The 25,889-nt window shown below is 56.3% G+C and carries 25 protein-coding genes and 1 pseudogene; 10 read left to right on the top strand and 16 right to left on the bottom strand.

Annotated elements, in window-relative coordinates:
* Positions 1-16: 16 nt before the first annotated feature.
* On the top strand, positions 17-1,885 hold the full coding sequence (locus BLW10_RS00265) for a methyl-accepting chemotaxis protein (protein ID WP_091331376.1): 1,869 nt from the start codon (positions 17-19) through the stop codon (positions 1,883-1,885).
* A 45-nt stretch (positions 1,886-1,930) separates the two neighbouring features.
* The gene (locus BLW10_RS00260) at positions 1,931-2,854 is read left to right on the top strand and encodes a CHAD domain-containing protein (RefSeq protein ID WP_091331374.1); all 924 of its coding nucleotides are present in this window, start codon (positions 1,931-1,933) and stop codon (positions 2,852-2,854) included.
* A 24-nt stretch (positions 2,855-2,878) separates the two neighbouring features.
* Here the strand turns inward: BLW10_RS00260 and BLW10_RS00255 are convergent, their stop codons facing one another.
* From BLW10_RS00255 to BLW10_RS00220, 8 genes and pseudogenes are all read right to left on the bottom strand, one after another.
* The gene (locus tag BLW10_RS00255; RefSeq protein ID WP_425425869.1) at positions 2,879-4,342 is read right to left on the bottom strand and encodes an LAGLIDADG family homing endonuclease; all 1,464 of its coding nucleotides are present in this window, start codon (positions 4,340-4,342) and stop codon (positions 2,879-2,881) included.
* A pseudogene (locus BLW10_RS14080) lies at positions 4,319-4,678 on the bottom strand (dCTP deaminase); the annotation flags it as partial. The pseudogene BLW10_RS14080 and the gene BLW10_RS00255, both read right to left, overlap by 24 nt.
* 68 nt (positions 4,679-4,746) lie before the next feature.
* Entirely contained in the window at positions 4,747-5,754 is a 1,008-nt protein-coding gene (gene galE, locus BLW10_RS00245) for a UDP-glucose 4-epimerase GalE (protein ID WP_177168949.1), read from the bottom strand.
* A gap of 49 nt (positions 5,755-5,803) precedes the next feature.
* Positions 5,804-6,265, bottom strand: a complete 462-nt coding sequence (locus BLW10_RS00240; RefSeq protein ID WP_091331371.1) for a protein YgfX — start codon at positions 6,263-6,265, stop codon at positions 5,804-5,806.
* Positions 6,266-6,271: 6 nt separating this feature from the next.
* Complete coding sequence (locus BLW10_RS00235; RefSeq protein WP_091331369.1) at positions 6,272-6,559, bottom strand: FAD assembly factor SdhE; 288 nt, start codon at positions 6,557-6,559, stop codon at positions 6,272-6,274.
* An 11-nt stretch (positions 6,560-6,570) separates the two neighbouring features.
* Positions 6,571-7,263, bottom strand: a complete 693-nt coding sequence (locus tag BLW10_RS00230; protein WP_091331367.1) for a succinate dehydrogenase iron-sulfur subunit — start codon at positions 7,261-7,263, stop codon at positions 6,571-6,573.
* Between the two features lie 27 nt (positions 7,264-7,290).
* Entirely contained in the window at positions 7,291-8,529 is a 1,239-nt protein-coding gene (locus tag BLW10_RS00225; protein ID WP_091331365.1) for a ribonucleotide-diphosphate reductase subunit beta, read from the bottom strand.
* Positions 8,513-8,728: a hypothetical protein gene (locus BLW10_RS00220; protein WP_091331363.1), complete on the bottom strand. Its 216-nt coding sequence runs from the start codon at positions 8,726-8,728 to the stop codon at positions 8,513-8,515. Before BLW10_RS00220 ends, BLW10_RS00225 begins: the two co-directional genes overlap by 17 nt.
* A 43-nt stretch (positions 8,729-8,771) precedes the next feature.
* On the opposite strand from BLW10_RS00220, the gene BLW10_RS00215 reads away from it, so the two are divergent.
* The 6 genes from BLW10_RS00215 to BLW10_RS00190 all read left to right on the top strand — a co-directional run bounded on the left by BLW10_RS00215 (position 8,772) and on the right by BLW10_RS00190 (position 15,112).
* Positions 8,772-9,350 carry a CNP1-like family protein gene (locus tag BLW10_RS00215; RefSeq protein ID WP_091331361.1) on the top strand — a complete coding sequence of 193 codons (579 nt, stop codon included), beginning with the start codon at positions 8,772-8,774 and terminating at the stop codon, positions 9,348-9,350.
* A 64-nt stretch (positions 9,351-9,414) separates the two neighbouring features.
* The gene (gene prlC, locus BLW10_RS00210; RefSeq protein WP_091331360.1) at positions 9,415-11,448 is read left to right on the top strand and encodes an oligopeptidase A; all 2,034 of its coding nucleotides are present in this window, start codon (positions 9,415-9,417) and stop codon (positions 11,446-11,448) included.
* Between the two features lie 301 nt (positions 11,449-11,749).
* Positions 11,750-12,514, top strand: a complete 765-nt coding sequence (locus tag BLW10_RS00205; protein ID WP_091331358.1) for a GNAT family N-acetyltransferase — start codon at positions 11,750-11,752, stop codon at positions 12,512-12,514.
* 3 nt (positions 12,515-12,517) lie between these two features.
* The gene (locus tag BLW10_RS00200; RefSeq protein ID WP_091331356.1) at positions 12,518-13,369 is read left to right on the top strand and encodes a lysophospholipid acyltransferase family protein; all 852 of its coding nucleotides are present in this window, start codon (positions 12,518-12,520) and stop codon (positions 13,367-13,369) included.
* Positions 13,369-14,613: a glycosyltransferase family 4 protein gene (locus tag BLW10_RS00195; protein WP_245709030.1), complete on the top strand. Its 1,245-nt coding sequence runs from the start codon at positions 13,369-13,371 to the stop codon at positions 14,611-14,613. The genes BLW10_RS00200 and BLW10_RS00195 overlap by 1 nt, the downstream gene beginning before the upstream one ends.
* The gene (locus BLW10_RS00190; protein WP_091331354.1) at positions 14,585-15,112 is read left to right on the top strand and encodes a phosphatase PAP2 family protein; all 528 of its coding nucleotides are present in this window, start codon (positions 14,585-14,587) and stop codon (positions 15,110-15,112) included. The genes BLW10_RS00195 and BLW10_RS00190 overlap by 29 nt, the downstream gene beginning before the upstream one ends.
* 43 nt (positions 15,113-15,155) lie before the next feature.
* Here BLW10_RS00190 and BLW10_RS00185 read toward each other — a convergent pair whose 3' ends face one another.
* On the bottom strand, positions 15,156-16,175 hold the full coding sequence (locus tag BLW10_RS00185; RefSeq protein WP_091331352.1) for a KpsF/GutQ family sugar-phosphate isomerase: 1,020 nt from the start codon (positions 16,173-16,175) through the stop codon (positions 15,156-15,158).
* A 228-nt stretch (positions 16,176-16,403) separates the two neighbouring features.
* Here BLW10_RS00185 and bchI point away from each other — a divergent pair, with 228 nt between their 5' ends.
* Together bchI and BLW10_RS00175 are read left to right on the top strand one after the other, a co-directional pair.
* The gene (gene bchI, locus BLW10_RS00180) at positions 16,404-17,432 is read left to right on the top strand and encodes a magnesium chelatase ATPase subunit I (RefSeq protein WP_091331351.1); all 1,029 of its coding nucleotides are present in this window, start codon (positions 16,404-16,406) and stop codon (positions 17,430-17,432) included.
* The gene (locus tag BLW10_RS00175) at positions 17,429-19,249 is read left to right on the top strand and encodes a magnesium chelatase subunit D (protein WP_091331349.1); all 1,821 of its coding nucleotides are present in this window, start codon (positions 17,429-17,431) and stop codon (positions 19,247-19,249) included. The genes bchI and BLW10_RS00175 overlap by 4 nt, the downstream gene beginning before the upstream one ends.
* A 56-nt stretch (positions 19,250-19,305) precedes the next feature.
* Here BLW10_RS00175 and BLW10_RS00170 read toward each other — a convergent pair whose 3' ends face one another.
* From BLW10_RS00170 to BLW10_RS00140, 7 genes are all read right to left on the bottom strand, one after another.
* Positions 19,306-19,746 (bottom strand): hypothetical protein, encoded by a 441-nt coding sequence (locus tag BLW10_RS00170; protein WP_091331345.1) that lies wholly within the window; start codon positions 19,744-19,746, stop codon positions 19,306-19,308.
* A 39-nt stretch (positions 19,747-19,785) separates the two neighbouring features.
* Positions 19,786-20,706, bottom strand: coding sequence for a D-hexose-6-phosphate mutarotase (locus tag BLW10_RS00165; protein ID WP_091331343.1), 921 nt, complete (start codon positions 20,704-20,706; stop codon positions 19,786-19,788).
* A 13-nt stretch (positions 20,707-20,719) separates the two neighbouring features.
* Complete coding sequence (locus BLW10_RS00160; RefSeq protein WP_091331342.1) at positions 20,720-21,133, bottom strand: type II toxin-antitoxin system HicB family antitoxin; 414 nt, start codon at positions 21,131-21,133, stop codon at positions 20,720-20,722.
* Between the two features lie 3 nt (positions 21,134-21,136).
* On the bottom strand, positions 21,137-21,325 hold the full coding sequence (locus BLW10_RS00155) for a type II toxin-antitoxin system HicA family toxin (RefSeq protein WP_091331340.1): 189 nt from the start codon (positions 21,323-21,325) through the stop codon (positions 21,137-21,139).
* Between the two features lie 33 nt (positions 21,326-21,358).
* Positions 21,359-24,127, bottom strand: a complete 2,769-nt coding sequence (gene ppdK, locus BLW10_RS00150) for a pyruvate, phosphate dikinase (RefSeq protein ID WP_177168948.1) — start codon at positions 24,125-24,127, stop codon at positions 21,359-21,361.
* A 150-nt stretch (positions 24,128-24,277) separates the two neighbouring features.
* Positions 24,278-24,619: a zinc ribbon domain-containing protein YjdM gene (locus tag BLW10_RS00145; RefSeq protein ID WP_091331339.1), complete on the bottom strand. Its 342-nt coding sequence runs from the start codon at positions 24,617-24,619 to the stop codon at positions 24,278-24,280.
* Positions 24,620-24,653: 34 nt separating this feature from the next.
* Positions 24,654-25,853, bottom strand: a complete 1,200-nt coding sequence (locus BLW10_RS00140) for a trypsin-like serine protease (protein ID WP_091331337.1) — start codon at positions 25,851-25,853, stop codon at positions 24,654-24,656.
* Positions 25,854-25,889 lie beyond the last annotated feature (36 nt).

Raw genomic sequence — 25,889 nt, 5'->3', positions numbered from 1 at the left:
CGCCGCGATTTTCCTTATGACCATCCGTAAAAGTGTCACGCTGGCCGCCATTTTCGTCACCTTGACGGTCGCGGCGACGCTGATTCTTGTTACACATTTTAGCCAAACGCGGCTGCAAGATCGCGTGATGCAGGAGGCCGCTTCGGGCCGTCAACTCGTCTGGAATCAAAGCCTAGAGCGTCTGTTTGAGCAGATGCACAGCGGGCGGCTCGATTTTGAGCGCGATTTTGCCCTTCGGCAGGCGCTCAAAAGCCACGATGTCGCTGCTGTGCAACATGCTCTGGAAACCTTGACCAACTTGACCGGCGAGCAAGGCTATTTCGATCAATTATTCGTGTTCGATACCAGTGGCGCACCGCTCACGGACGCCGCATCCGCTTCGCGCTCGCCAGCGGTGCCAATATTAGTCAGTTCGGTCACGCGCACCCAACAGCCGCAAGCGGGTCTCGGCGCGGCAGCGACCGGTGAGCCAGTGGCGCTGCTGGCCTTTCCGCTCAGCGTGCGTCACGATTTGATCGGCACCATCGTGTTTCAAAAATCGCTGCACACGGTGTTAGAGCGGTTCAAAGCGGTGCAGGGTGCTGAGATTTATCTCACCGCTGCCAACGGTACGCTCTTTGACGGCACGCACCCGGAACGCTTCGCCCAGCTCCCGCTGGTCTGGCCGACGCTGGGTGAGATCGACCGCCAGACACTCAACGTCGCTGAGACCATCTATACCGCAACCGTGCTGCCGCTGCGCGGTCTCGACGGGCAACCGCTGGCGCATTTGGTCAGCGTCGCTGACGATACCGCAGCCTATCGTGAACAGCGGCGCTTTGATCGCATCGCCTATACCGGCGTGGCGCTGCTGTTGGTGCTGGCGTCGCTCGGCTTGTTTTATTACATGCGCTACGCGCTGCGCCCGCTTTATCATGCGCTGGCAACGGTTTCGGCGCTGGCTGAGGGCGATCTCAGTGTGTCGTTTGCCACTGAACGCCAAGATGAAGTCGGGCAACTGATGCGGGCGCTGCAAAATATGGTCGAGCGGTTGCGTCAGATTATTGGCCATCTGCATAGCGCGAGCGGCGATCTACATCACTCTGCCGGGCAGATGGTGCGCTTGGCTGAAACCAGCAAAATCCAGTTTGATCGGCAAAAAGCTGAAACCGGACACATGGATCAGGCCGTGACTCATCTGGCCAATGCCGCGCAACAGGTCGCCGATCACACCAGCCGGGCGGTCGAAGCGACCGATAATGCCCATCAACGCATCGAGAATAGCCGTCAGATTCTCGACCAAACCACGCATGTGATCGAAGCCTTAGCGCACGAGATCGAGCAAGCCGCCGAGGTTGTGCTCGGGCTGGCTGATCGCAGTCAAGATGTCGGCAATGTGTTAAGCGTGATCCGCGAAATTGCCAGTCAAACCAATCTGTTAGCACTCAATGCCTCGATTGAAGCTGCTCGCGCTGGGGAGCATGGGCGCGGGTTTGCCGTGGTCGCCGACGAGGTGCGCCAACTGGCGCAGCGTACCCAGCATTCGATTGAGGAAATCGAAGCCTTGATCGACGCCCTGCGCAGTCGCTCCAAAGCAGCGGTCACGGTGATTCATGCTAATCGTGACCGTGCGCAACAGAGCGTCAATCACTATGGTCAGGCGGTACATAATCTCGAAGCCTTTGCCGAATCGGTCGATGTGCTCACCGATATGACCCAGCAGATTGCCAGTGCCGCCGAAGAGCAAAGCCGTATGGCCGAGGAAATCGCGGTCGCGATCAATCAGATTGCCGAATTAGCACAGGAACACGCGCAGGCCGCCGATTCGGGATTCAGCCAGGGCGCACAGCTCAACAGACTCTCGCAAACCTTGCGCGATCAAGTGACTTTTTTCCGGCTGCATTAACGCGGCGGCAGACATCAGCACCCGTTCTGAACAGAGGCGACGGCGATGCGGCGCACACCTGACACATCTGAACAAACGTTGACTGCTGAGTTGTCGGTCAGCGCGGCGCTGACAGTGATTCTGCGTCAGGATTTCGCCGCACTGGCGCAGTGGGAGCCGGTAACGCGTTCGGGGGGCGATCCAGAAGGGGTGCATCAACTTCGCGTGAGCTTACGGCGCTTGCGAGCGGCGCTCGCGGCGTTTCGCTCCGCCGTACCCAAAGCGGTCAGCCAGCCGTGGCGCGATGAACTGCGCTGGATCGCCAATCAGCTTGGCCCGGCGCGTGATCTGGATGTGTTCATCGACAGCAGCTTAAACACCATCCGCAAGCGGTTAACGCTGCCCGGCGGCGACCGTCTGGCCGCTCGTGCCGCCGAGCAGCGGACGGCCGCCTATGCAGCAGTGGGCGCACTGCTCGACAGTGTTCGCTATGCGCAATTTAAGCAGGATTTTTCGCATTGGTTTGAGCACGCAGCTTGGGAACAGGCCGAATTATCGCCGCAAGCGCGGCAGCAACTGGAACGCCCGCTTGCACACTATGCCCAAAAACGTCTGATGCGCTTACAGCAAAACGTGCTCGCTGCGGGGCTGGATCTCGACCGACAGGTGCCCGCGTCGTTGCATAGGTTGCGTATTGACTGCAAAAAATTGCGCTATGCCGCTGAGTTTTTCGCGCCGGTCACGCCCGGACTGGAGGCGTTGATTCAGGCGCTAAAAGGGTTACAAGATGTGCTTGGGGCGCTGCATGATGTCGCGGTGATGTCGGATGTGCTCGCAACCCTGCTGGCCGATGAGCACGACCGCGACGTGATTCGCTATGCAGGCGCGTTAATTGGTTGGCGTGCGCATCAGGCCGATACTTGGCTTGCGAGTTTTGATGCGCACTGGCGGATATTTCGGCGGTGTGCGAAGAAAATGGCCAGCAATTAGCATTTAGCTGCCAGCGGTAATCAATTAGGATTTCGGCAAAGTCACGCCGCGTTGTCCTTGATATTTACCGCCGCGATCTTTATACGAAGTTTCGCACACTTCATCCGATTCAAAAAATAAAATCTGTGCCACACCTTCATTGGCGTAAATTTTTGCCGGCAAGGGTGTGGTATTAGAAAATTCGAGCGTAACATGACCTTCCCATTCGGGTTCTAGCGGGGTGACATTGACGATCAATCCGCAACGTGCATACGTTGAATTGTGCACAATCATGTCATTTGCAACAAAATTATGCACATTCGGAATGCTGAGATCAAAAACCTCCTCTTCGCCGATGTATTCAATTTCAACCACCACATCCCATACCGGCCCGTCAATCAGCGGGAGCAAATCTGGATCTTGGGTAGCAAGCGCAACCTGTGTTGCTGAACGATAGGCAACAGATTGCGTCGGATTTGTATGAACTTCCAAACTATTTAAACTAATATCGGCACGCGCAACCGCTGTTTTCAGCAATTCATTCGCTGCTTTAGGGAGCGTATCAAAATTGCTACGCTGACGTGAACCCAAAGCTAAGACGGCTGGCATAATTTCTTGCTCTAAGCGAAGCTGTTTGACCGAGCCCGGCCAAAATCCAATTTTAGTCGCAAAGCGTTTAATTTGATCGCGATCCGTAATTTGAACACGATAAGCGTCAGTGTTAATAGCAGTTTTTTTCTCGCGAATGAGCGAAAACACTCCAAATCTTAATAATAAGTGATGGATATCTTCAATCAAGCGGCGGGAACTTGAATAATATTCAAGGAAAAATCCTTGACCAGAACCATAGAATCCGCCATCGCCGGAAAATAATGCTTGAAGAAACAGGCGCGTTGTTTCTTTTGGCGACATAAAAATAGCTTGCGGCACAAATTTTTTATCAGCTTTGACATCTAAACCATAGTTTTTTAACCATTGGTTAGCGCGATTTTTTTCTGGAATCCCGCCACGTTCGGCTTTATTGACAAGACGATGACCATATTTGCCGTTGAAGGTTGTGACACCAAGCTGACCTTCTTGAACACACTGACTTAGCAAATCCGCTAACACGGGATCGGCTGTCGTGAAAACAGGGCTATAGCCAGGTGTTTTGCACTGACCTTCAGCAATCATCAATCCTAGTAGAATTGCTTCCCAATCTGGAATCGGCGTTTTGCCAAATACCGGAATCTCACGCGCAACAGCGATTCGATCCCCAATTTTAAGATCTTCTAGTGCTGTCCAACCATGCAATTGGCGAAATGGATGGTTAGCCGTCGCACGTATTTTTAATCCGGTGCGCGTCTTTAACTGATAAACTGGTTTTTTACCTTGTGGCAAAAAGGCACTTACTTTGACAGATTTTAAACGCCAATCTTTCATTCCTAAAGTTGAACGCCCAAAAGCAAAATCAACGATTGGTAAATAAGCGCCGCTCTCTGCATCAACAACGCGCGTGTCAGCCGTCAAGCATTTTCCAAGACAAACTGTCATCACCGTGCGCGGAATTCTGAAATATTCCACTGTACGCGCCAACGCAAACGAGTTTGGCGGAATAATGCAGACATCCGATTTAAGATCAACAAAGCTATTAGAATCAAAATTTTTCGGATCAACAATTGCTGAGTTGATATTTGTAAAGATTTTGAACTCATCGGCACAGCGCACATCATAACCATAGCTCGATGTGCCATAGGAAATTACGCGCCCATGCTCGCCTACGCGCACCTGATTCGGTTCAAAGGGTTCGATCATGTTATATTCGACCGCCATGCGTCGTATCCAGCGATCTGATTTAATGGCCATTTGGCCTCCTCAGCAAAAAACACTTAAATATTATCAGACTAACAGCGATGCGTATTAAAACCTATCGCTTAATAGCCATCAGGATTCTGTGACTGCCAGCGCCACGCATCTGTCACCATCCGCGCCAAATCATATTCAGCCCGCCAGCCTAATTCATCATGGGCGCGTGTTGGATCAGCATAACAACAGGCAATATCACCGGCACGTCGTTCAACTATTTCATATGGAATAGTGCGCCCGCTCGCTTGCTCAAAAGCGGCAATCACTTCTAATACGCTATAACCGCGCCCTGTGCCGAGATTATAGGTGACAATACCTGGCGCATCGCACAATAAACGCAATGCCGCTAAATGGCCGCGTGCCAGATCGACGACATGAATATAATCGCGCACGCCGGTTCCGTCAGTTGTCGGATAATCATTGCCAAATACTCGCACCCGTTTTAATCGCCCAACGGCAACTTGCGCAATATAGGGCATCAAATTATTAGGAATGCCGTTGGGATCCTCACCAATGCGCCCGCTTACATGTGCGCCAACCGGATTAAAATAACGCAGCAAAGCGATATTCCAGCGCGGATCGGAAATATATAAATCGCGCAAGATTTCCTCAATAAATAGCTTAGAGCGCCCATAGGGATTCGTTGGCCCTAGCGGAAAATTCTCACGAATTGGCACTGTTGCCGGATCGCCATATACTGTTGCTGAAGAACTAAAAACTAAATTACGCACCTCAGCCGCTGCCATTGCTTGACAGAGCGAGAGCGTCCCCTGAATATTATTATCATAATAACTCAGCGGTTGCGCGACTGATTCGCCAACTGCTTTTAGACCAGCAAAATGAATCACAGCATCAAATCGGCCTTGACGCAAAATCGCGTCTAATGCTTCGCGGTCACGTAAATCGATTTCAAAAAAACCAACCCCTTGACCAGTAATTTCACCAACCCGCCGTAGTGCATCTTCACGGCTATTAGAAAGATTGTCGATTACAACGACTTGATGACCCGCCTGTTGTAATTCCAAACAGGTATGACTGCCGATATAACCTGCGCCACCAGTTACAAGCACTCGCATGATTTAATGCGCTCCAATAATACATAAAGCTGTATAATTTGCATTGAATTTAGGCGTCGCGTTCAATGCGTGCGCCCGCTAAACGCAATCGCTGCCGCAAACGGCGCAAAGTATTTGCATCCAGTGAATCAGGCGCTAATGCCAGTGTGCGCCGTCGCCACCAAGATTCCTCGATAATGAATACCAGCGCCACGCCCACTGGACTGAAAAAGGTTGTTGTAGCAAGTCGCGCTGTGCAGGTATACCCCGAAACGTGTTGCAATACCCAATATCCTGTTGATTCCCAGGTTGCAGATTGAATCGACACGGGCGCACGTCCCAGCACATCGCACCACAGTGTCCACCAGGCGCTGATGAACACGATTCCAGTCAGTGGCAACCTAAGCCAACCCAGTGGTAGCACGGCGGTCACGGCCAGCGCCAACAGTGCAATGATAAGCGCCACGCCCAATAGCCAACGCGACACACGCGGTTCTAACACCAGCGGTGGATAGGTGCGCGGGGTGCTCATGCGCAGTCAACGCGGGTGGGGCGCGGCTTGCGCGACCGCCAAAATGTGTGCGATCAGGGCGCGTTGCGATGGTTCTGGCGGTTGTGAACGCGCCATAAACCAATCATGTAATTGCGGATCCGCTGTCTCAAGCAATGCCACAAATGCGCGTTGCTCGGCGGGTGATAATTCAGGATAGCCGCAATCGAGAAAGCGTCCGAGTAATTCATCTAACTCTAACATGCCGCGCCGACATTGCCAGCGCAAACGCGGCAGCGTCATACAATCATTGGCATCGGGCTGAATTGCGTTCATCGCAGCGTATTCTATAATCCCTGTTCAAGCATCAAGGCTTTAATCTGGCCGATTGCGCGGGTTGGATTTAAATCTTTGGGGCAGACTTCAACGCAATTCATAATGCTATGACAGCGAAATAATTTATACGGGCCTTCAAGCGCATTTAATCGCGCTTCGGTCGCTTGATCGCGGCTATCAGCGAGAAAACGCCAGGCTTGCAATAATGCCGCCGGACCGTGGAATTTATCCGGATTCCACCAAAACGACGGGCAGGCAGTCGAGCAACAGGCGCAAAGAATGCACTCATAAAGACCGTCGAGTTGGTCGCGTTCAGCAGGGGTTTGGGGAATTTCCTGCTCCGGCAAAGGATCATGGCGGATTAAATAGGGTTTGACAGCACGATATTGCTCATAGAATTGGGTTAAATCAACGACTAAATCACGAATGACAGGTCGCCCGGGTAATGGACGCACAATAATCGGCGTGCGTAATTCACTGATTGGCGTAATACAGGCTAAAACATTGCGCCCATTCGCGTTGACGGCATCCGATCCGCATACACCTTCGCCGCAAGAATGCCGAAAGCTGAATGATTCATCTTGCGCTTTAATCGCTAATAGTGCATCGCGCAGCATCATTCCCTGAGCAGTTGAGACGACATAGTCCTGCATGCGCGGACGCGAATCGGTGTCGGGATTATAGCGATAAACGCGAATATTCATGTGACACACAGCTCTAAAATCTAGCACTCAATCCCAGCGCAATGCACCGCCGGTTTGATATTCGGTGACGCGACTTTCAAAAAAGTTTTTCTCTTTTTTTAAGTCTAAAACTTCCGACATCCAGGGAAATGGATTAGTTGCGCCCGAATATTGCTCGGCTAAACCAATTTGCGCACAGCGCCGGTTGGCAATGAAATGCAGATATTCTTCAAACATCTGCGCATTCAATCCCAGCACGCCACGCGGCATGGTGTCATAAGCGTACTGTGCTTCGAGTTCAACTGCTTCGCGGATCATGCTAATCAGTTGCTGTTGAAATTCGGCTGTCCACAGTTGTGGATTTTCGATTTTGATTTGATTGATGACATCGATGCCAAAATTCATGTGCATGGATTCATCGCGCAGAATATATTGAAACTGTTCAGCGGTGCCGGTCATTTTATTGCGTCGCCCCATGCTTAAAATCTGCACAAAGCCGACATAAAAAAAGATGCCTTCAAAGATGACATAGAAGGCCACTAATTCCCGCAATAGGCGCTGATCGTTTTCGATGGTGCCGGTTTGAAAATGCGGATCGGCGAGATACTGCGTAAATGGCAACGCCCATTCTGCTTTACGGGCAACGGCTGGCACTTCACGGTACATATTAAAGATTTCGCCTTGATCAAGGCCGAGACTTTCGACAATATACTGATAAGCGTGGGTGTGTAAAGCTTCTTCAAAGGCTTGACGGAGCAGATATTGTCGGCATTCTGGATTGGTAATATGGCGATACACGGCAAGCACTAAATTATTAGCGACCAGTGAATCAGCGGTCGAAAAAAAGCCCAGATTGCGTTTAATAATGATGCGTTCGTCGTCGGTTAGGCCGTGCGGATCTTTCCAAAGTGCCAGATCGGCATTCATGCTGATTTCTTGCGGCATCCAGTGATTAGCACAGGCGTCGAGATATTTTTGCCAAGCCCAATCATATTTAAAAGGCACGAGTTGATTCAGATCGGCGCGACAATTAATAATGCGTTTATCATCAACCCGCACGCGACTCGCGCCCAGTGTGAGCGACTCCAGTCCGGTCGCGCCGTGATGAGGGGTCGGCGTTTTGAGCAAAATTTGTTCATCGGCGTGCGTCCAGCTAATCGGATTAGGATTGACGCTCGGTGCCGCGCCAGCGGTTTGCATCAAAGTTGCGTTATCGACGAGTCCCTGTCCCGGGCGCGGTGTTGTCGGGTGTGCGGTGATCGCGAGCGGGTCATCCCAGTTCAGCATGATGGTTCGGGCCTTCGAGGTCGTGAAAAACAAATCGGACGGCTGACACGCAGAGTTGTTGCTGCGGGCCGCGATAGTCGCGCATCATGTTACGTGATTTCGCTAGAGCTGGGCAGTCGCGCCGCGTGTGCCGCTGTAACAGCGCGGCGCTAACCGATGCGGAAACACGCTCGACCTCAAACGGATCCTGTCGCATCATGGTTAAATCTATTGCTATTGCCGATGCCTGATTCGTAACCCGCATGAGACCACAGCGTTTCCTAATCCGCGCCGCACTTACCCTGCTTCCACTTACCTGGATGTGCTCCGCTCAGGCCGAAGAGAGTCCCTTCATCTTCGGCCACCGCGCCACTGCTCCGGCCAGCGTAACCGACGGCACCCCCTGGACAGAAGACACCCACACCCGTTTGCCGACGCTGCCCGCCGACGCCGATCTCATCGCCGTGCAGCTCGACGGCACTCCTGATGCCTTTGACTATTTCATCGACGGTCGCCAGCTTCAGATCGGCCCCGATCAAGTCGTGCGCTATACCCTACTCGCCCGCAGCGCCAGCGGCGCACGGAATCTGAGCTTTGAAGGCATTCGCTGCACGCTTAAGGGTCAATATCGCGTTTACGCTTACGGCAGCGAGAGCGGATTTATCCCCGTCGATGAAGACTGGCACAGCATTGACGCCAGCCCCGAACGCTACCGCGTCGAACTCTGGCAACATCATCTCTGCACCCCGCGCTCCATCACCCCACGCCCATTAGCTGACATCAAACGCTCACTGAGCGGCCACAGCGTCTCGCGCCATCACAGCGGCTTTTTGTTCAACTAACTGATTTTCTAATAGAGTCTCTAATAGTCTGCCCCCGTTCACTTCATCACGGATTCTGCTCATCATGTCCAATCCCCTGCTCACGGCGACTGATCTGCCGCTATTTCCTCAGATTCGTCCGGAACACGTCGAAGCGGCGCTCGATGCACGCTTAGCCGACTGTCGCGCCACCATTGCGCGGCTGACACAGGACATAACAGCACCGACTTGGGAAAACTTCATCGAGCCACTTGATGCCGCCGATGAGCGACTCAATCGCACTTGGTCGCCGGTCAGTCATCTCAACAGCGTGCTCAACAGCGACGCACTGCGGGCCGCCTATAACGCCTGTTTGCCGAAATTAAGCGACTATGGCACCGAAGTTGGCCAAAATGTCGCCCTGTTCCAAGCCTACCGCGCTGTCTCTGAGCAAGTCGATCTCAATGCCGCACAGCGCATCCTGCTCGACAACGCCCTGCGCGATTTTCATCTGTCCGGCGTCGATCTACCGCCCGATCAGCAGGCGCGTTACAAAGCCATCAGTCAGGAATTGTCGCAACTGACCAGCAGCTATGCTGAAAACGTCCTCGATGCGACGAATGCGTGGAGCAAACACATCACGGATGCGGCCCAGCTTGCCGGACTGCCCGAATCGGCGCTCGGATTAGCGCGGCAGAACGCCGAACAGCACGGGCTAGACGGCTGGCGTTTTACGCTCGATATGCCGTCTTATCTGCCAGTGATGACCTACGCCGACGACCGCGCACTCCGTTTTGAGCTCTATCAGGCATTCGGCACCCGCGCCTCCGATCAAGGGCCACACGCCGGACAGTGGGATAACAGCGAAATCATGGAACGCATTTTGGCCTTGCGTCATGAATTAGCGCAGTTACTCGGATTTGCTAATTATGCCGAACGCTCATTAGCGACCAAAATGGCGCGATCCGCCGCTGCCGTGCTCGGCTTTCTCGAAGATCTCGCCGCTCGCTCAGTTGAACAAGCGCGGCGTGAATTAGCGGAATTAGCCAATTTTGCCCGCGAACATCATGGCATTGCCCAGCTTGAACCCTGGGACATCACCTATTATTCCGAAAAACTGCGCGTTCATCGCTATCAAATTAGCCAAGAAGAATTGCGCCCCTATTTTCCCATCGCCCGCGTATTACAGGGATTATTTGGCGTCGTCGAACGCTTATTCGGCATTCAAATTGAAGAAATCACCCAATTTGATAGCTATCATCCTGAGGTGCGGTTTTTTGCTATCCGCGATCAGCATAGCGGCGCAGTGCGCGGTCAATTTTATCTCGATCCCTTCGCCCGCCCACATAAACGCGGCGGTGCCTGGATGGATACCTGCATTGATCGCCTGCGCACTAAAGCGCGTGAACAACTTCCGGTGGCGTATTTAGTCTGCAATTTCACCCCGCCGGTTGGTGAACAGCCGTCACTGTTGACGCATGATGAAGTCATCACCCTGTTTCATGAATTTGGTCACGGGCTGCATCATTTACTTACGCGGGTGGATTATCCCGGCGTATCTGGTATTAACGGCGTGCCCTGGGATGCAGTCGAATTGCCGAGTCAGTTTTTAGAAAACTGGTGCTGGGAGCGTGAATCACTGGATCTCTTCGCTGCGCATTGGCAAACCGGCGAGCGACTCCCCGATGAATTGTATACGCGCATGATTGCTGCGAAAAACTTTCAATCGGCGATGCAAATGGTGCGGCAATTAGAATTTGCGCTCTTTGATTTTCGCTTGCACCGCGAATACAACCCAGAACACGGCGGACGGATTGATGAAATTCTCGAATCTGTGCGCGATCAAGTTGCGGTGATTAAACCACCGGCTTTCCATCGCTTTGCGCATGGGTTTTCGCATATTTTCGCCGGTGGCTATGCCGCTGGATATTACAGCTATAAATGGGCAGAAGTGCTATCGGCGGATGCGTTCTCATTATTTGAAGAGCGCGGTGTATTCGATGCGGAGACTGGGCGGGCTTTCCTAGAGCATATTTTGGAAAAAGGTGGCTCAGACGATGCGATGGCGCTATTTGTGAAATTCCGAGGCCGCGAACCGACAACGGATGCGCTATTGCGGCATTCGGGGATTGTGGGGTGAGTGCTGGTGCGATATTTCTCGTGACGAAGCCCTAACTTCATCAGATCTCACTGTGTTTTTTTAGGTCACGAAGCTGAAGCGTCGTGACCAGAAAACTAACTAAAGTAGCTCAGGCGTGGCCTCGGCTCCAGTGTTGGGGTGTGTTACTTTCTGCGTTTTTCAGCGTTTTCAGCGGCCAAAAGCGAAACTCACAGCAACTTAACCGCGCTTTCATCCGGCTGTCACGCCGCCCACATCAGTCCGCAATACTCGCCACCTAAGATATCCCTCTAGGCAATTCTTTAACCGATGAGGGCATCCGATGGTCGCTTCGGCCTCCGCGTCACGCGCCAAACGTGGCGAGCGTCTGTTTGTCGAGCTGGCAACCTCCGCCGCCGAAATCCGTGAGGCGCAGGCACTGCGTTATCAGGTTTTCGGCGAAGAACTAGGCGCACAGCTTCAAGGCGAAATCGGCTACGACCGTGACGCATTCGACGACCATTGCCAACATCTATTAGTGCGTGATGCACGCACTGAACGTGTTGTCGGCTGCACGCGCCTGCTGACTGGCGCGGATGCCGCACGGCTCGGGCGTTTTTATTCCGAAAGTGAATTTGACCTCACGGCGATCAAACAACTCGACGGGCGACTGCTCGAAGTCGGGCGCACCTGCATCGCGCCGGCATTTCGTCAGGGATCAGCGATTGGCGTACTCTGGTCGGGATTAGCCGGTTTTGTACGCGACAACGGCTTTGATTATCTCTTCGGCTGTGCCAGCGTGCCGCTTGGAGATGATGATGTACAGGCCGCTGCGATTATGAACCGCTTGCGCCGCCAAGCACTCGCGCCGACAGCTTGGCAGGTTGCGCCACGGGTACCACTACACACCCCGCCGAGCGCCGATGACGCCGTGCTAGATGCCCCACTGCCGCCATTGCTACGCGCCTATGTGCGCTTGGGCGCGAAAGCCTGCGGCGAACCCTGCCGCGATCCCGCGTTCGGCGTGGCGGATGTGCTGATGTTACTTGATATTCAGGCACTCAATCCCGCCTATTCACGGCATTTCTTTGATCGGCACGGTCTGTAACTCATGGTAATTCGACGCGCACTGTGGCGAGCCGGGCGGGTCAGTGCGCATCTGGCCACTGGAACCCTGATCGGGCTGTATCTCGGACTCAACACCGCACTGCGCTCGCGTAGCCGTCCGGCTCCAGCGTGGCTGCCGCGTTGTGTGCGCTGGTGGCATCGGCGATTGGTGCAGACACTGGATATCACGGTGCAGCGCGACGGCACCCTCGTGCCGGGCTGTCTGCTGATTGGCAATCATGTGTCTTGGCTAGATATTCCGATTCTCGGCGCTGAGGGCGAGATCACCTTTTTGGCCAAAGCTGATGTCGCGGCCTGGCCAGTGATCGGCTGGTTAGCACGACTGGCCGGAACGCGCTTTATCACACGCGGCGCACATCAAGCCGATGCCGTAGCGCAACAACTGACCGCCGATCTTGCCGCACAGCGTACCGTGATGCTGTTTCCCGAAGGCACGACGACCGATGGACACACACTGGGGCGCTTTCATCCGCGACTGTTCGCCATTGCACAACAGCCCGGAGTGCGTGTGCAGCCGGTTGCGATTCGCTACCGCCACCGCGAGACGCTGGCGCTCGATGGCGATGCGCCCTACACCGGCGATGACAGTCTGTTAGCGAATCTCGGACGCTTGATTCGCCATCCCGGACTGGTGGCAACGGTGCAGTTTCTCGAACCGATCTCAGCCGCTGAGGGCTGTTCACGCCGGGCGCTTGCGGAACAGACACGCTGCGCGATTCTCACGGCGCTGGAGCAGTGGGAACCGCCACATCTGCGCCCACATCCTGCGCTTGTGCCCGTAACTGATTGCTACGCGCCACCGGTCGCCGGTTGGCTAGAGCCGGGAGCGGCGTGATGATGCCGTCATATCAACCCCCCATCACCGCGCCGCCGAGCAGCGATCAGCGATGGAAAATCGCCATCGTGACCGAGACCTATCCGCCGGAAATCAATGGCGTTGCGCAGACGATGCGCCAGCTCGCCGAGGGCTTGGCGGCACGCGGCCAGATGATTCAGTTGATCCGCCCGCGCCAGCCGCATGATGCGTCAGCGCCAGCGCCGTCGTCGCCATCTGTAATCGATGAACAGTGCTTGCCCGGACTGCCGATTCCGGGCTATCGCGGTCTGCGCTTTGGCTTGCCCGCCTATGGCAGGCTGCGCCGACTGTGGCAGGGGCAGGGTTTTGATTTGGTCTATATCGCCACGCCGGGGCCGCTGGGTCAAACGGCGCTGATGGCGGCGCGGGCGCTGGATATTCCGACCCTGACCGGATTTCACACCCATTTTCAGCGATATAGCCAACATTACGGCATAGGCTGGCTGATGCGCCCAATCACAGCGAGTCTGCGGCGGTTTCATAACCGTTCAGATGCAACGCTGGTGCCGACGGCGGAACTATGCGCAAGTCTGACCGCTGACGGCTTTGCCAATGTGCATGTCTTTGGACGTGGCGTCGATACTGAACGCTTTGCCCCGACTTGGCGGTCGGCGGATTTGCGCCGCGCTTGGGGCTGTGGTGACGCCGATCTCGTGGCACTCTATGTCGGGCGGATTGCGGCGGAAAAAAATCTCACGCTGGCGCTGGAAGGCTTTCGCGCTCTACAACAAACCTGCCCGACGGCGCGGTTTGTATTAGTCGGCGATGGGCCAGAACGCCAAACGCTGCAACGGCAGCATCCTGATTTAATCTTTGCCGGAGCGCGTGTTGGGGCGGAATTGGCCGCACACTATGCTTCGGGTGATCTGTTTGTATTTCCCAGTTTGACTGAAACCTTTGGGAACGTGGTCACCGAGGCGATGGCCAGCGGACTGCCCGTGATTGCGTTTGACTATGCCGCTGCGCATGAATATCTCCAATCTGGGGTCAATGGCATCACCGTGCCGTTTAACGATCAGGCCGCTTTTGTGCAGGCGTGCCGAGCGAGTGTTGCGGAGCGGGAGCATCTGCGTCGCCTCGGTCAGGCCGCGAGAGCCTCGGCACTGACGCTAGGATGGGAGCGCGTGTTAAAACGGGTCGAAGAACAAGCCGGTGCCGTGATCCAGCACCGACGCCGTCAAGCGGAGGGCGCTTATGCAAGCCTGGCTACATCATCTGACTGAACTGGAAACGACCGTGTGCCGCCTCTGGAGTCGCTCGGGGCAGCAGCGGCGCTGGATTCGCTATCCCTTTGCGTTTGTGAGCCGGCTGGGGGATGGGGTGTTTTGGTATAGCCTCATGGTGACGCTGCCGCTGGTGTATGGGCTGACGGGATTACAGGCGAGTCTGCACATGCTGGCTACGGGCGGGCTGGCGCTACTGCTGTATAAATCGCTCAAAGGTCTGACGCGCCGCCCGCGTCCGTGTCACGCGCATGACATCACGGCACTGGTGCCGCCGCTGGATCAATACAGCTTTCCTTCGGGGCATACGCTCCATGCGGTTGTTTTTTCAAGCGTAGCGATCACCTATTTTCCGCTGCTGGCTTGGATATTGGTGCCCTTGACGATTTTGATTGCGCTCTCGCGTGTCATTCTTGGGCTGCATTATCCAAGTGATGTCTTGATGGCGACCGTGATTGGACTGGGCTTAAGCTATGGAAGTGTGGCGTTAGTTGGCTGATAGCGTCCCTAGCCGCCAGCGGCCAGCTTTTCCGCCGTCGCGCTCAAACCACGCCAGCACGCAGTAGATCGTGCATATTGAGCGCACCGATCAAGCGGTTTGCAGCATCAACGACAAGTAAACCATTGATCGCACGCGCTTCCATCAGCCGCACCGCTTCCACCGCCAGCGCACCAGCTTGAATGGTCGCGCATTGGCGCGTCATCACGGCGTCAATCGGCGTCTGATGCACGTCGATGCCGTGATCGAGGGCGCGACGTAAATCACCATCCGTAAACACGCCGGCGAGCGTTCCATCTGCCGCAAGCACGGCGCTCATGCCTAAGCCCTTGCGCGACATCTCTTCCAGCGTCTCCAGCAGCGGCGTGCCGAGCGCAACCCACGGCAGTCGCTCCCCTCGGTGCATCACCTCTTCGACATGCAGCAGCAAGCGTCGCCCAAGACTGCCTGCCGGATGTGAGCGGGCAAAATCCTCCGCCGTAAAACCGCGACTTTCAAGCAGCGCAATGGCCAGCGCATCGCCCATTGCCAGTGTTGCCGTAGTGCTCGAAGTCGGTGCCAATCCGAGCGGACAGGCTTCCATTGCCACGCTGACATCCAGATGCACGTCCGCTTCGCGGGCAAGGGTGGAATCGGTGCGCCCGGTCATCGCCAGCAGCGGCACGCCGAGGCGCTTAATCAACGGCAGGATGGTCAGGATTTCATCGGTTTCGCCAGAATTGGAAATGGCCAGCACCACATCACGCGGCGTAATCATGCCTAGATCGCCGTGACTGGCTTCGCCCGGATGAACGAAGAACGCCGGCGTGCCGGTGCTGGCCAGGGTCGCGGCGATCTTGCCGCCGATATGCCCCGATTTGCCCATGCCGAGCACAACGATGCGCCCATCGCAGGTGAGCATGTGGGCGCAGGCGGCAACAAAGCTGGCGTCAATGCGGGCCGCGAGTGCCGCGACCGCATTGGCTTCGGTTGCGATCACCGCGCGCCCGAGGCGTTGCAGATTGTCAGCTTGAGCGGCGGTAAGGGTGGCCGGTGAGTGGCCGAGTTGGCGTCGGTCGGTCATGCCTGACGGTGCTTGAGATTGAGTGTAAAAATCGCGTTTTACAGTAGACTTAGGCAAAAATCATCCGTCGGGTCTGATCGAAATCAGTCACAGCGAGATTCCAAATGGAACTTGACCTAACTACTCATGGGCGCTAGGGTCGCGAGTTCGATTAGCGTGCGGGCGCTCTCCGGCGCGACACGCTGATTTCGACCCATTCGCAACCCTCAAGAACCAGGTTCGCCGCGTATGCCCATCCCCTTTCCCTTTTCCGCCGTTGTTGCCCAAGAGGAGATGAAACGCTCCCTGCTGATGGCGGCTATTGATCCATCTATCGGCGGCGTGCTCGTCTTCGGAGACCGTGGTACCGGTAAATCCACGGCGATTCGTGGACTTGCTGCGCTGCTGCCGAAGATGCGTGCGGCTGATTGCACCTATCACTGCGATCCCGATGCCAGTGACGATTATCTGTGCGAGGAGTGCCGCACCAAGAAAGCAAAGGGCGGCAGCCTCAAGAGTCATCAGGTGCCGGTGCCGGTGGTCGATCTGCCGCTGGGCGCGACCGAAGATCGCGTCATCGGTGCGCTCGATCTGGAACGCGCTCTAACCAAAGGTGAGAAAGCGTTTGAGCCGGGCCTGTTGGCGCGTGCCCATCGCGGTTTTCTCTACATCGACGAGGTGAATCTACTCGAAGATCATCTGGTCGATTCGCTGCTCGACGTGGCCGCATCCGGTCAAAATCTCGTCGAGCGCGAAGGCTTGAGCGTGCGCCATCCGGCGCGTTTCGTTCTCGTCGGTTCGGGTAATCCCGAAGAAGGTGAACTGCGCCCGCAGTTGCAAGATCGTTTTGGTCTCTCGGTCGAGGTCAAAACACCGACCGACCTGCCGACACGCATGAAGGTGGTGCGGCTGCGCGATGAATTTGAGCGCGATCCGGCGGCCTTCGTCGAAAAATGGAAGAGCAAAGACGCCAAAGTCAGCCGTCAGATTCAAAAAGCCAAAAAGCTGCTGCCCGAAGTCGCAGTCCCAGATCGGACGCTTGAAGAAACCGCCAAGCTCTGCATCAAACTCGGCACCGATGGTCTGCGCGGTGAGCTGACCGTGATTCGCTCGGCGCGGGCGCTTGCGGCGCTGCAAGGCGATAAAACCGTCACTGTCGATCACGTCAAAACCATCGCGGTTTCAGCCCTGCGCCATCGTCTGCGCCGCGATCCGCTCGACGAATCCGGCTCGACCAGTCGCGTCGAACGGGCGATCAAGGAGCTGTTTGGCGAATGAGCACACCCGCCCCGAATCCCGCTGTCGCGGCGGGTGGCGCACCGGCTTCGCATCAGGCGGGTTCGGGCGCATCGCCTTGGGATGATGCCGTACTGGCAGCAGTGCTGATGACGGTCGATCCGGTCGGCACTGGTGGCGTCGCACTGCGGGCCTTGCCCGGCCCAGTGCGCGATCAGTGGCTGTCAATCCTGCGCGACCTCCAGCCCGAGGGCACTCCACAGCGGCGCATTCCGCTGCATGTCGCCGATGGGCGCTTACTCGGCGGACTGGATCTGGCCGCGACGCTCAATGCCGGGCGTCCAGTGGCTGAAAAAGGGCTGCTGGTCGAAGCCAACGGCGGTCTGATTGAACTGGCAATGGCCGAGCGTATCGCCCCCGGCACGGCAGCGCGGCTCAATATGGCGTTTGATTCGGGCGAAGTCGTCCTCGAACGCGATGGGCTGGCGCTGCGCACACCGTCGCGCTTTGCTGTGGTCGCGCTGGATGAAGGGGTCGGCGACGATGAAGGATTGCTCAATGCGCTGCTCGACCGGCTGGCCTTTCATTTAGAGTTAAATTATCTCCGCTACGATCAGGCCATCGCTTGCGATTACACGGTTGAAGATGTGCTGGCAGCGCGGCCCCGGCTGTCACAGGTCACTATCACCGATGCGCAAGTTGAGACGCTGTGCGGGATTGCGCTGGCACTCGGTATCCCGTCGCTCCGCGCCTCGATCTTCGCGACTCGCGTCGCTTGCGCTCATGCCGCGCTTGAAGACCGTGACGCGGTGACAGACGAAGATCTCGCCGTTGCCGGACGCCTCGTGCTTGCGCCGCGTGCGACCCAATTACCGCCGATGGAGCCACCACCGGACGCCGAGCCACCACCCCCTGAGCCGGACGAGCCAAAGCCAGACGAAGAACAGTCCAATCAAGAGCCGCAGGAACCGCAAGAGTTACAGGACAAAATCCTCGACGCGACGCGGGCGGCGATTCCGGCGGGTTTGCTGGCGCAACTCCAGATGGGCAAATTGCGGCGCTCACGGGCGCGGGCGACCGGCAAAGCCGGTGCGGTGCAAAATGCCCCGTCACGCGGCCGCCCAGCCGGTGTGCTACGCGGTGAGCCACGCGCTGGACAACGCCTCAATGTGATCGAAACGCTCCGCGCTGCCGCACCCTGGCAGCGCATCCGCCGCGAAGAACGCGCGCGTGCGGGCAAGCCGTCGAATCGGCTCGAAATCCGCCAAGATGACTTCCGCATCACGCGCTTTAAGCACAAATCCGAGAGTACGACGATTTTTGTTGTCGATGCGTCTGGCTCGTCGGCGCTGCATCGGCTCGCCGAGGCGAAGGGCGCGGTCGAATTGCTGTTGGCCGATTGCTATGTGCGCCGCGATCAAGTGGCGTTGGTGGCTTTTCGCGGGCAGGGCGCTGAGGTGTTGTTACCGCCGACGCGCTCACTGGTACGGGCCAAACGCAGTTTGGCCGGATTACCGGGCGGCGGTGGTACGCCGCTGGCATCGGGGATTGATCTGGGGATGATGCTGGCCGATGGCGTGCAGCGGCGCGGCGGTACGCCAGTGCTGATTGTGATGACTGATGGCCGTGCGAATGTCGCCCGCGATGGGACGGGTGGTCGCACCCGTGCGAATGAAGAAGCTCTAGCAGCGGCGCGGGTGGTGCGGTCGCTGGAGATCGCCGCACTGGTGATCGATACCTCGCCGCGTCCGCAACCGCAAGGGCGCGAATTGGCGAAAGAAATGGGCGCGGTGTATTTACCGCTGCCCCATGCCGACGCTAATGCGCTCAATCAGGCGGTGCGAGCAACGGCGGGTTGAATGAATCGCCGCTCGTCTGTGTGTGATTGGGGGGCGAGCGGCGGTTGATAGGACATTTACAACCCCGCCCGCGCCCGATCAATCAGTTCTTGCCCCTGCTGACGCATCGCCAACCCAATCAGCCGCGCCAATTCGGGATTACGAATCGAGCGACCATTGAGCACAAATTGCGTCGGTGAGGTCGAATACGCCGCCATCGGATCAGCCGTCGTAAATAGATCGCTGTCCGCCGCATTATACGGATAGTGACAAGTCGCCTGCCCGTCGCTACCAGCAGTGCCCGTCCAATTCAGACTGACCACCGCTCCAGCACGCCCGTGCGGCTCAATGCGCTGGCCGCTCCAATTGGGCGTATTGCCAAGCTGCACGCGCACCAGATCGCGGCAGAGTGTGACCCGAACATCTTCGCCCGAGTTAGAACAGCCCGCCGTGAGCACGGTCATCAGCACCAGTGACGCCAGCGGAAGTTTGTAAGCAAGCGGTGCAAACTGTGACATCAGTCAAAATCCCATAATCCGTTGATTTTCAATTATTTATCACGACTCAAGCGCAACAATCCGATATTCAGCGCCAATCTGCGCCGCCTGCTGCGGGGCAATCCAAATCACCTCAGAGGCCGCGTTCACCGTCTCAACGCACACAAAACGCCGGTAATCCTCCACATCCAGATCGGGCAGTGCCTGCGCTCCGGCCCTCCACGGATTCCACACCACACAAGTACGGCTGTGCTGGCTGTCAAGCTGAATCCGGCGGTTGAGTGCCGCGTCGTCGATCACCAGGCGCGGCGGCACGCCTTCGTAAATGCGATTGACCTCAGCGGCTACAACCAGCGCACCAGACTGCACACCCACTGCATCCGCCGGCGCGTCCGTTGCCTTGTCCAGATAGCGGCAGCCGTCGAGTCCATGCACTTGAAGCTGTGCTGGATCGCCGATTTTAAAATAAGCATGTAGCCCTTGCGTGATGGCAAAGGGTTCATCACCGGCGTTGCGGGTGGTGAGCGTCACCGTCAGGGTCGCGCCGACCGTCACCTCGACCCAGAGATTAAAATAATGCGGCCAGAGCGCGTGCGTTGCTGCATCATCAGCCAGCCCGAACCGCACCCAAGTTGCGCCATCGGGTCGCGTCTCGCACGCTAATACCGACCACTCGCGGAGCCGCGCAAAGCCATGAATCTGCCGCTCCGGTATCGCCGGATCGCGCCCGAACCAGGGCCAGCAGATCGGCACCCCGCCCTTGATTTCCTGCTCCGGCCCATAGGTCGCGCATTCGCTGACAAACAGCAGATCGTCCCGCGCTCCGGCGGGACGGTAGGACAAGACCTGTGCGCCATGCGTGGTCAGGGTCGCTCGCGCTAGGCCGTTGTCGATCTCGATCCATATCAGACCGCCGCGTCCTTCGACAAAGCGCAGCACATCCGGTCGGGCAAAAGCGGCATTGAGGGCATCGAGATCCATACAATTTGCTCATCTAATTACGGCACGGTTCTTCACGTCCCATCGCTTCGCTGGCAACCTGTGTCAAAAAGGCCGAACGACTGAGATGACGCGCCTTGACGTGTGCATCAATGCGCTGGAGCAATTGGCGCGGCACCTGAATCTTGATTTGCTCAGTTGGGCCGAAATCATGCTCGATTGGCGCATCAATCACCACCCACACCGCCCCCGCAAAATCAGGATTTGCCTGATGTTCGGCGAGCGGACGCGGACACGGCAGAGCATCTCCGTCATCGATCAGCAGCTCGACATGGGCATCAATGGCTTCATAGGCATTCTCAATCGCCTGATCCAAGCTGTCACCCGCCGAAAAACACCCGGGAAGATCAGGTACCGTGACCCCATAGGTCACGCCGTCATCAGTGTGTAGGGCCAATGCCAATCGCATAACTCACTTCCAGGGCCAATCGGCCTGACGGTAGATGCTGCGCAAGGTTGACAGCGGAAGATCGGCTTGTGGATGCGGTACCGTGACCAAGCCCGGCTGCTCAGGCCGCCGAAACTGATGGTGCGAGCCTTTGACACGCACCAGCACCCAGCCGTCGGACATCAGGCGCTTGATCACTTCACCGCTTTTCATAACAAAACACCTGAATTATCAGGCGTATTGCCCTCAACTGGCCTTCAACGCCGCATGAGCCGCCGCCAGCCGCGCAATCGGCACTCGTGGCCCTGAACAGCTCACATAATCCAGTCCAGCCTGATGACAGAACGCAATCGAGGCCGGATGTCCGCCATGTTCGCCACAGATGCCAACATGCAAATCCGGCTTCACTGCCCGTCCCCAGTCAACGGCTAACTGCATCAGTTTGCCCACGCCCTTGACATCCAGCACATCGAACGGGTTGTCCTGCAATAAGCCCGATTGGTTATACAGCGGCAGGAATTTATTCTCGGCATCTTCGCGTGAGAACGAGAAGGTCGCTTGGGTCAGATCATTGGTGCCGAAAGAGAAAAACTCCGCTTCTTCAGCCAGCGAATCCGCCCGCATACAGGCCCGCACGACTTCAATCATGGTGCCGAACGCGAATTTCACCGGCTTGCCATAACGCGCCATTACCTCGGCATGAATGGTCGCGACGTATTCTTTGACCTTGCGCAATTCCTGCACGGTGCAGACTTGCGGTACCTTGATCTGTGGATGCACTTCGATTCCAGCTTTAGCGCATTCAGCCGCCGCCTCGAGAATCGCCCGCACCTGCATCTGATAAATCTCCGGGAAGGTCATGCCGAGCCGCACGCCGCGATGCCCCAACATCGGGTTGGTCTCGTAGAGCGCCCGCACTTTTTTGAGCATGGCTTCTTTTTTCGCAATCGCTTCTTCGACCACCGACGCATCGAGCATGTGCCGTGCCGCCTCGATCTCGCGGCGCAGTCCATCATTTGCGTGCAGCAATCCCAGCGCCCCCGAGAGCACACTGACGCCGCGTGCGGTTTGCGCCAGCACCCGCAGTTCCGATAGCTCGCGTTCCAGCACATGCTCATCGGGCAAAAATTCATGGATCGGCGGATCCAGTAGCCGAATTGTGACCGGATGCGGCGACATCACTTCAAACAAATCATGGAAATCTTGCCGCTGCAACGGTAACAGCCGGTCGAGCGCCGCCTGCCGCGCTTCGGGCGTTTCGGCGACGATCATCTCAATCACAATCGGCAGCCGCTCGACATCGTTGAACATGCGTTCAGTTCGCGCCAGCCCGATCCCGACGGCTCCATAGCGCCGCGCTCGGCGTGCATCGTCCGGCGTGTCCGCATTGGCCAGCACCTTGAGCTTGGCCAGTTCATCCGCCCAGCCGAGCAGGGTATGCAGTTCGGGGGTGAAATCCGGTTCAACGGTCGGGATCGCGCCCAGATACACCCGCCCCGAAGTGCCGTCGATGGTGATGACCTCGCCTTCTTTGAAACTGGTCAACCCGACCCGCGCTTCGCGCCGCTCGACATCGACACTGATGCCCTCAGCACCGGCCACGCACGGCTTGCCCATGCCGCGTGCGACGACAGCGGCATGGGAGGTTTTGCCGCCGCGTGAGGTCAGGATCGCTTCTGAGGCAAAAAAGCCGTGAATATCCTCGGGCTTGGTCTCTTCGCGCACCAGAATGACTTTTAGCCCCTGACCCTTGCCTAACAGTTCGGCGCGGTCGGCATCGAACACCGCGATTCCAGAGGCCGCGCCCGGTGAGGCCGGTAGACCTTGCGCGACTGCTTCGGCCTTGACATGCGGATCGAGACGCGGAAACAGCATCTGCTCCAGCGATTCGGGCGCGATGCGCAACAGCGCCTGTTCTTTGGTGATGAGACCTTCGCGCTCCATCTCGACCGAGGTGCGCACCATCGCCACTGTGTTCATCTTGCCGTTGCGCGTCTGCAAGCAGTACAACTGCCCGCGCTCGATGGTGAACTCAAAATCCTGTACTTCGTGATAATGGCTTTCGAGCTTATCGCGCAGGGCATCGAGCTGATCGGCCAGCTCGGGCATCTCGACCTTGAGCCGGTCGAGCGGTTTGGGCGTGCGAATGCCCGCGACCACATCTTCGCCCTGCGCATTGACCAGATATTCACCGTAGAGCTTGTTTTCGCCAGTGGCCGGATTGCGCGTAAACGCAACGCCGGTGGCCGAATCATCACCGCGATTGCCGAACACCATTGTCACGACATTGACTGCCGTGCCGTTGGCCATGTCCGGCGTGATATTGAACTGACGGCGATAATCGACCGCCCGTTTTCCTGACCACGAATTAAAAACCGCTTTGATGGCGATTTCGAGTTGTTGATACGGGTCAGTCGGGAACGGCTGGCCGGTGGCCTCGGCGACAACGCTGAGGAAGCGTTCGCAGGTCTCGCGCAGATCGTTCGCTGACAGATCCACGTCTTGCTTGGCGTGGGCGGCGTCTTTGATCGCGGCAAATTCTTTGTCAAATGCCTCATCGGGAATGCCGAGCGCAACCTTGCCGAAGAGCTGAATAAAGCGGCGATAGGCGTCATAGCCGAAGCGCGGGTCGTCGGTGGCACGGATCACACCGCGCAGTGTCTCGGCATTCAGCCCCAGATTGAGGATGGTGTCCATCATGCCCGGCATCGACATTGCCGAGCCTGAGCGCACTGAAACCAGTAGCGGATTATCGGGATCACCGAAGCCCTTGCCGGTTTTCTGCTCCAGCGCCCGCATCTGCATCTGCACCTGCTCACTGAGACCAGGTGGCAGGGCGCGTTTGGGATCATCGAGATATTCCAGACAGGCCGCCGTCGAAATCACAAAGCCGGGTGGGACATTCAGCCCGATTTGCGTCATTTCACACAGATTGGCACCCTTGCCACCGAGTAATTTTTTGTCCTTGCCATCGCCGTCCTCAAACGCAAAGACATACTGAATCATGGTGTTCATCAGGTACGCTGCCTCGTTGGTCGTGTAGTAGATGGTCGGTGCGCCCAGTGACAGGCTGCCAGCGTCTAGGCGCGGGGCACTGCAACACACAGTTGAACAGGCGCGGCGGGGATTTTCAAGCGACGTTCGGGGCGCGTGCCGTGCGGGCGCTCACGCTTTTTTGAGAAACTCGGCTTTTAACAAAAAGCTCCCCGCCTCGGTTTTGCAATCAACCGCGTGATCGCCGCCAACTAAGCGGATCCCTTTGATTTTCGTGCCGACTTTGAGCGTGGTCGAGGTGCCCTTGACTTTGAGATCCTTAATCAGCACCACGCTATCGCCGTCGCTGAGAGGCTGGCCGTTGGCATCCTTGACTATGGGGAGCGCGTCGGCGTCTTGGTCTGCGCTGCCCGATTGTGGCCACTCATAGCCACAGTCAGCACAGATATAGAGATCGCCGTCGGGATAGGTGTTGTCGCTGGCGCAGTGGGGACAGGCTGGAAGTGCGTTCATGGTGTTGATCTATGCGTGATGCGTGAATTGACAGTTATATGAATACGCCATCGTCATTCAGAATTGTGCGCATTGCGGTGAGCTGAACGACACCATTACCGAAATGGCCGCCCACTGGATTAAAGACATCGAGATAAAAGACTTCATCTAATTCGGGCACAGTATCGCCGATGATTTCAACTGGAATCACGGCTTGATTTTCGCCTGGATAGAGATTGAGTTGGCCACTGACCGGCAGATAATCACTGTAAGCAACTGCTGTTCCATCGCGTGTGACATAATCAACGCTGAGAATTTGTTCGGGATTCGTGCGTATGCCAGTAAATTGCAATAAGAAATAAACATACTCGGTTCCCGTGTGCCCTTCAGTGATACTACGCTCGACTTCAGCGGGCGTGGTTGGGGCATCGGGATATTGAGCGCGTAATTGCTGATCGATCCATTGCTGATAAGCACTCACTCGCGTCCAAGCGCCAACTTCACCAAAACTATTATTCGCAATCGCATCAATATCAGCACTTCCAGTCTCTGACGTTAGCCGCGCTGTATAGCTGGCAACACCGGCCACCTGACCAGCAATCAATGCCGGGCCGCCGCTATCGCCAACGCCGATTAGCCCCTCATAATCGCCTAAACCAGTATCCCAAGCATTTAAAATATCACCAAGTGCATCATGGGCAGCGCTGCCATCATCAAAATCAGCAATTAACTGCGTGCCTGCTGGTGGCGACCAGGTCATAGATGTGCCTAAAGCTTGTTTTAAGACGGCCCCATCAGCATCGAATTGATTATAGGCACGCAAACGCGGTGGCTCGCTGGAATAAGCATCTGTTCCAATGGTTCCGCTTCCAGTCATACCATAACCGACCATCGTCATAGTCTGGTCTAGTTCGTTTGTGTCTCGATATAGGTTGTAGCGGTTAGCGGCTACAGGTGCTGTTTCAGAGAGCCATACCAAAGCTAGATCATTACTAATATCAATGCGATTATGCTTGGGATGAATCACAACTTGCGTTGCAGTGACTGTCTGAGAGCCAGCGGTTGTTTCAAAGGTAACGGATGTATTCGTATGACCGTGACTGAACAAATGCGCCGCCGTCAAAACCGCTCGACCATCAAATAGCAAACTACCTGAGCCATAATAACTGCCAACTTGAACGCGCACGACGCCATCATATCCAGTACCAGGCGTGGTCTGATAGCGGGAGTCGCTATAATGCTGAGTTGTCAGCATATCAATATTACTCGCGTTATATTTGCAGTATCATTA

Source organism: Allochromatium warmingii (assembly GCF_900107145.1).
GTDB classification, from domain to species: domain Bacteria; phylum Pseudomonadota; class Gammaproteobacteria; order Chromatiales; family Chromatiaceae; genus Thermochromatium; species Thermochromatium warmingii.
The sequence above is the reverse complement of the archived record's forward strand: the minus strand, read 5'-3'. Positions and strand labels throughout refer to the sequence as shown.

What these genes read in the sequence shown, in the direction of transcription:
- BLW10_RS00265 (WP_091331376.1), top strand. Translation starts at nt 17, where the DNA reads ATGACCATCCGTAAAAGTGTCACGCTGGCCGCCATTTTCGTCACCTTG.
- BLW10_RS00260 (WP_091331374.1), top strand. Translation starts at nt 1,931, where the DNA reads ATGCGGCGCACACCTGACACATCTGAACAAACGTTGACTGCTGAGTTG.
- galE (WP_177168949.1), bottom strand. Translation starts at nt 5,754, where the DNA reads ATGCGAGTGCTTGTAACTGGTGGCGCAGGTTATATCGGCAGTCATACC.
- BLW10_RS00240 (WP_091331371.1), bottom strand. Translation starts at nt 6,265, where the DNA reads ATGAGCACCCCGCGCACCTATCCACCGCTGGTGTTAGAACCGCGTGTG.
- BLW10_RS00235 (WP_091331369.1), bottom strand. Translation starts at nt 6,559, where the DNA reads ATGAACGCAATTCAGCCCGATGCCAATGATTGTATGACGCTGCCGCGT.
- BLW10_RS00230 (WP_091331367.1), bottom strand. Translation starts at nt 7,263, where the DNA reads ATGAATATTCGCGTTTATCGCTATAATCCCGACACCGATTCGCGTCCG.
- BLW10_RS00225 (WP_091331365.1), bottom strand. Translation starts at nt 8,529, where the DNA reads ATGCTGAACTGGGATGACCCGCTCGCGATCACCGCACACCCGACAACA.
- BLW10_RS00220 (WP_091331363.1), bottom strand. Translation starts at nt 8,728, where the DNA reads ATGATGCGACAGGATCCGTTTGAGGTCGAGCGTGTTTCCGCATCGGTT.
- BLW10_RS00215 (WP_091331361.1), top strand. Translation starts at nt 8,772, where the DNA reads ATGAGACCACAGCGTTTCCTAATCCGCGCCGCACTTACCCTGCTTCCA.
- prlC (WP_091331360.1), top strand. Translation starts at nt 9,415, where the DNA reads ATGTCCAATCCCCTGCTCACGGCGACTGATCTGCCGCTATTTCCTCAG.
- BLW10_RS00205 (WP_091331358.1), top strand. Translation starts at nt 11,750, where the DNA reads ATGGTCGCTTCGGCCTCCGCGTCACGCGCCAAACGTGGCGAGCGTCTG.
- BLW10_RS00200 (WP_091331356.1), top strand. Translation starts at nt 12,518, where the DNA reads ATGGTAATTCGACGCGCACTGTGGCGAGCCGGGCGGGTCAGTGCGCAT.
- BLW10_RS00195 (WP_245709030.1), top strand. Translation starts at nt 13,369, where the DNA reads ATGATGCCGTCATATCAACCCCCCATCACCGCGCCGCCGAGCAGCGAT.
- BLW10_RS00190 (WP_091331354.1), top strand. Translation starts at nt 14,585, where the DNA reads ATGCAAGCCTGGCTACATCATCTGACTGAACTGGAAACGACCGTGTGC.
- BLW10_RS00185 (WP_091331352.1), bottom strand. Translation starts at nt 16,175, where the DNA reads ATGACCGACCGACGCCAACTCGGCCACTCACCGGCCACCCTTACCGCC.
- bchI (WP_091331351.1), top strand. Translation starts at nt 16,404, where the DNA reads ATGCCCATCCCCTTTCCCTTTTCCGCCGTTGTTGCCCAAGAGGAGATG.
- BLW10_RS00175 (WP_091331349.1), top strand. Translation starts at nt 17,429, where the DNA reads ATGAGCACACCCGCCCCGAATCCCGCTGTCGCGGCGGGTGGCGCACCG.
- BLW10_RS00170 (WP_091331345.1), bottom strand. Translation starts at nt 19,746, where the DNA reads ATGTCACAGTTTGCACCGCTTGCTTACAAACTTCCGCTGGCGTCACTG.
- BLW10_RS00165 (WP_091331343.1), bottom strand. Translation starts at nt 20,706, where the DNA reads ATGGATCTCGATGCCCTCAATGCCGCTTTTGCCCGACCGGATGTGCTG.
- BLW10_RS00160 (WP_091331342.1), bottom strand. Translation starts at nt 21,133, where the DNA reads ATGCGATTGGCATTGGCCCTACACACTGATGACGGCGTGACCTATGGG.
- BLW10_RS00155 (WP_091331340.1), bottom strand. Translation starts at nt 21,325, where the DNA reads ATGAAAAGCGGTGAAGTGATCAAGCGCCTGATGTCCGACGGCTGGGTG.
- ppdK (WP_177168948.1), bottom strand. Translation starts at nt 24,127, where the DNA reads ATGAACACCATGATTCAGTATGTCTTTGCGTTTGAGGACGGCGATGGC.
- BLW10_RS00145 (WP_091331339.1), bottom strand. Translation starts at nt 24,619, where the DNA reads ATGAACGCACTTCCAGCCTGTCCCCACTGCGCCAGCGACAACACCTAT.
- BLW10_RS00140 (WP_091331337.1), bottom strand. Translation starts at nt 25,853, where the DNA reads ATGCTGACAACTCAGCATTATAGCGACTCCCGCTATCAGACCACGCCT.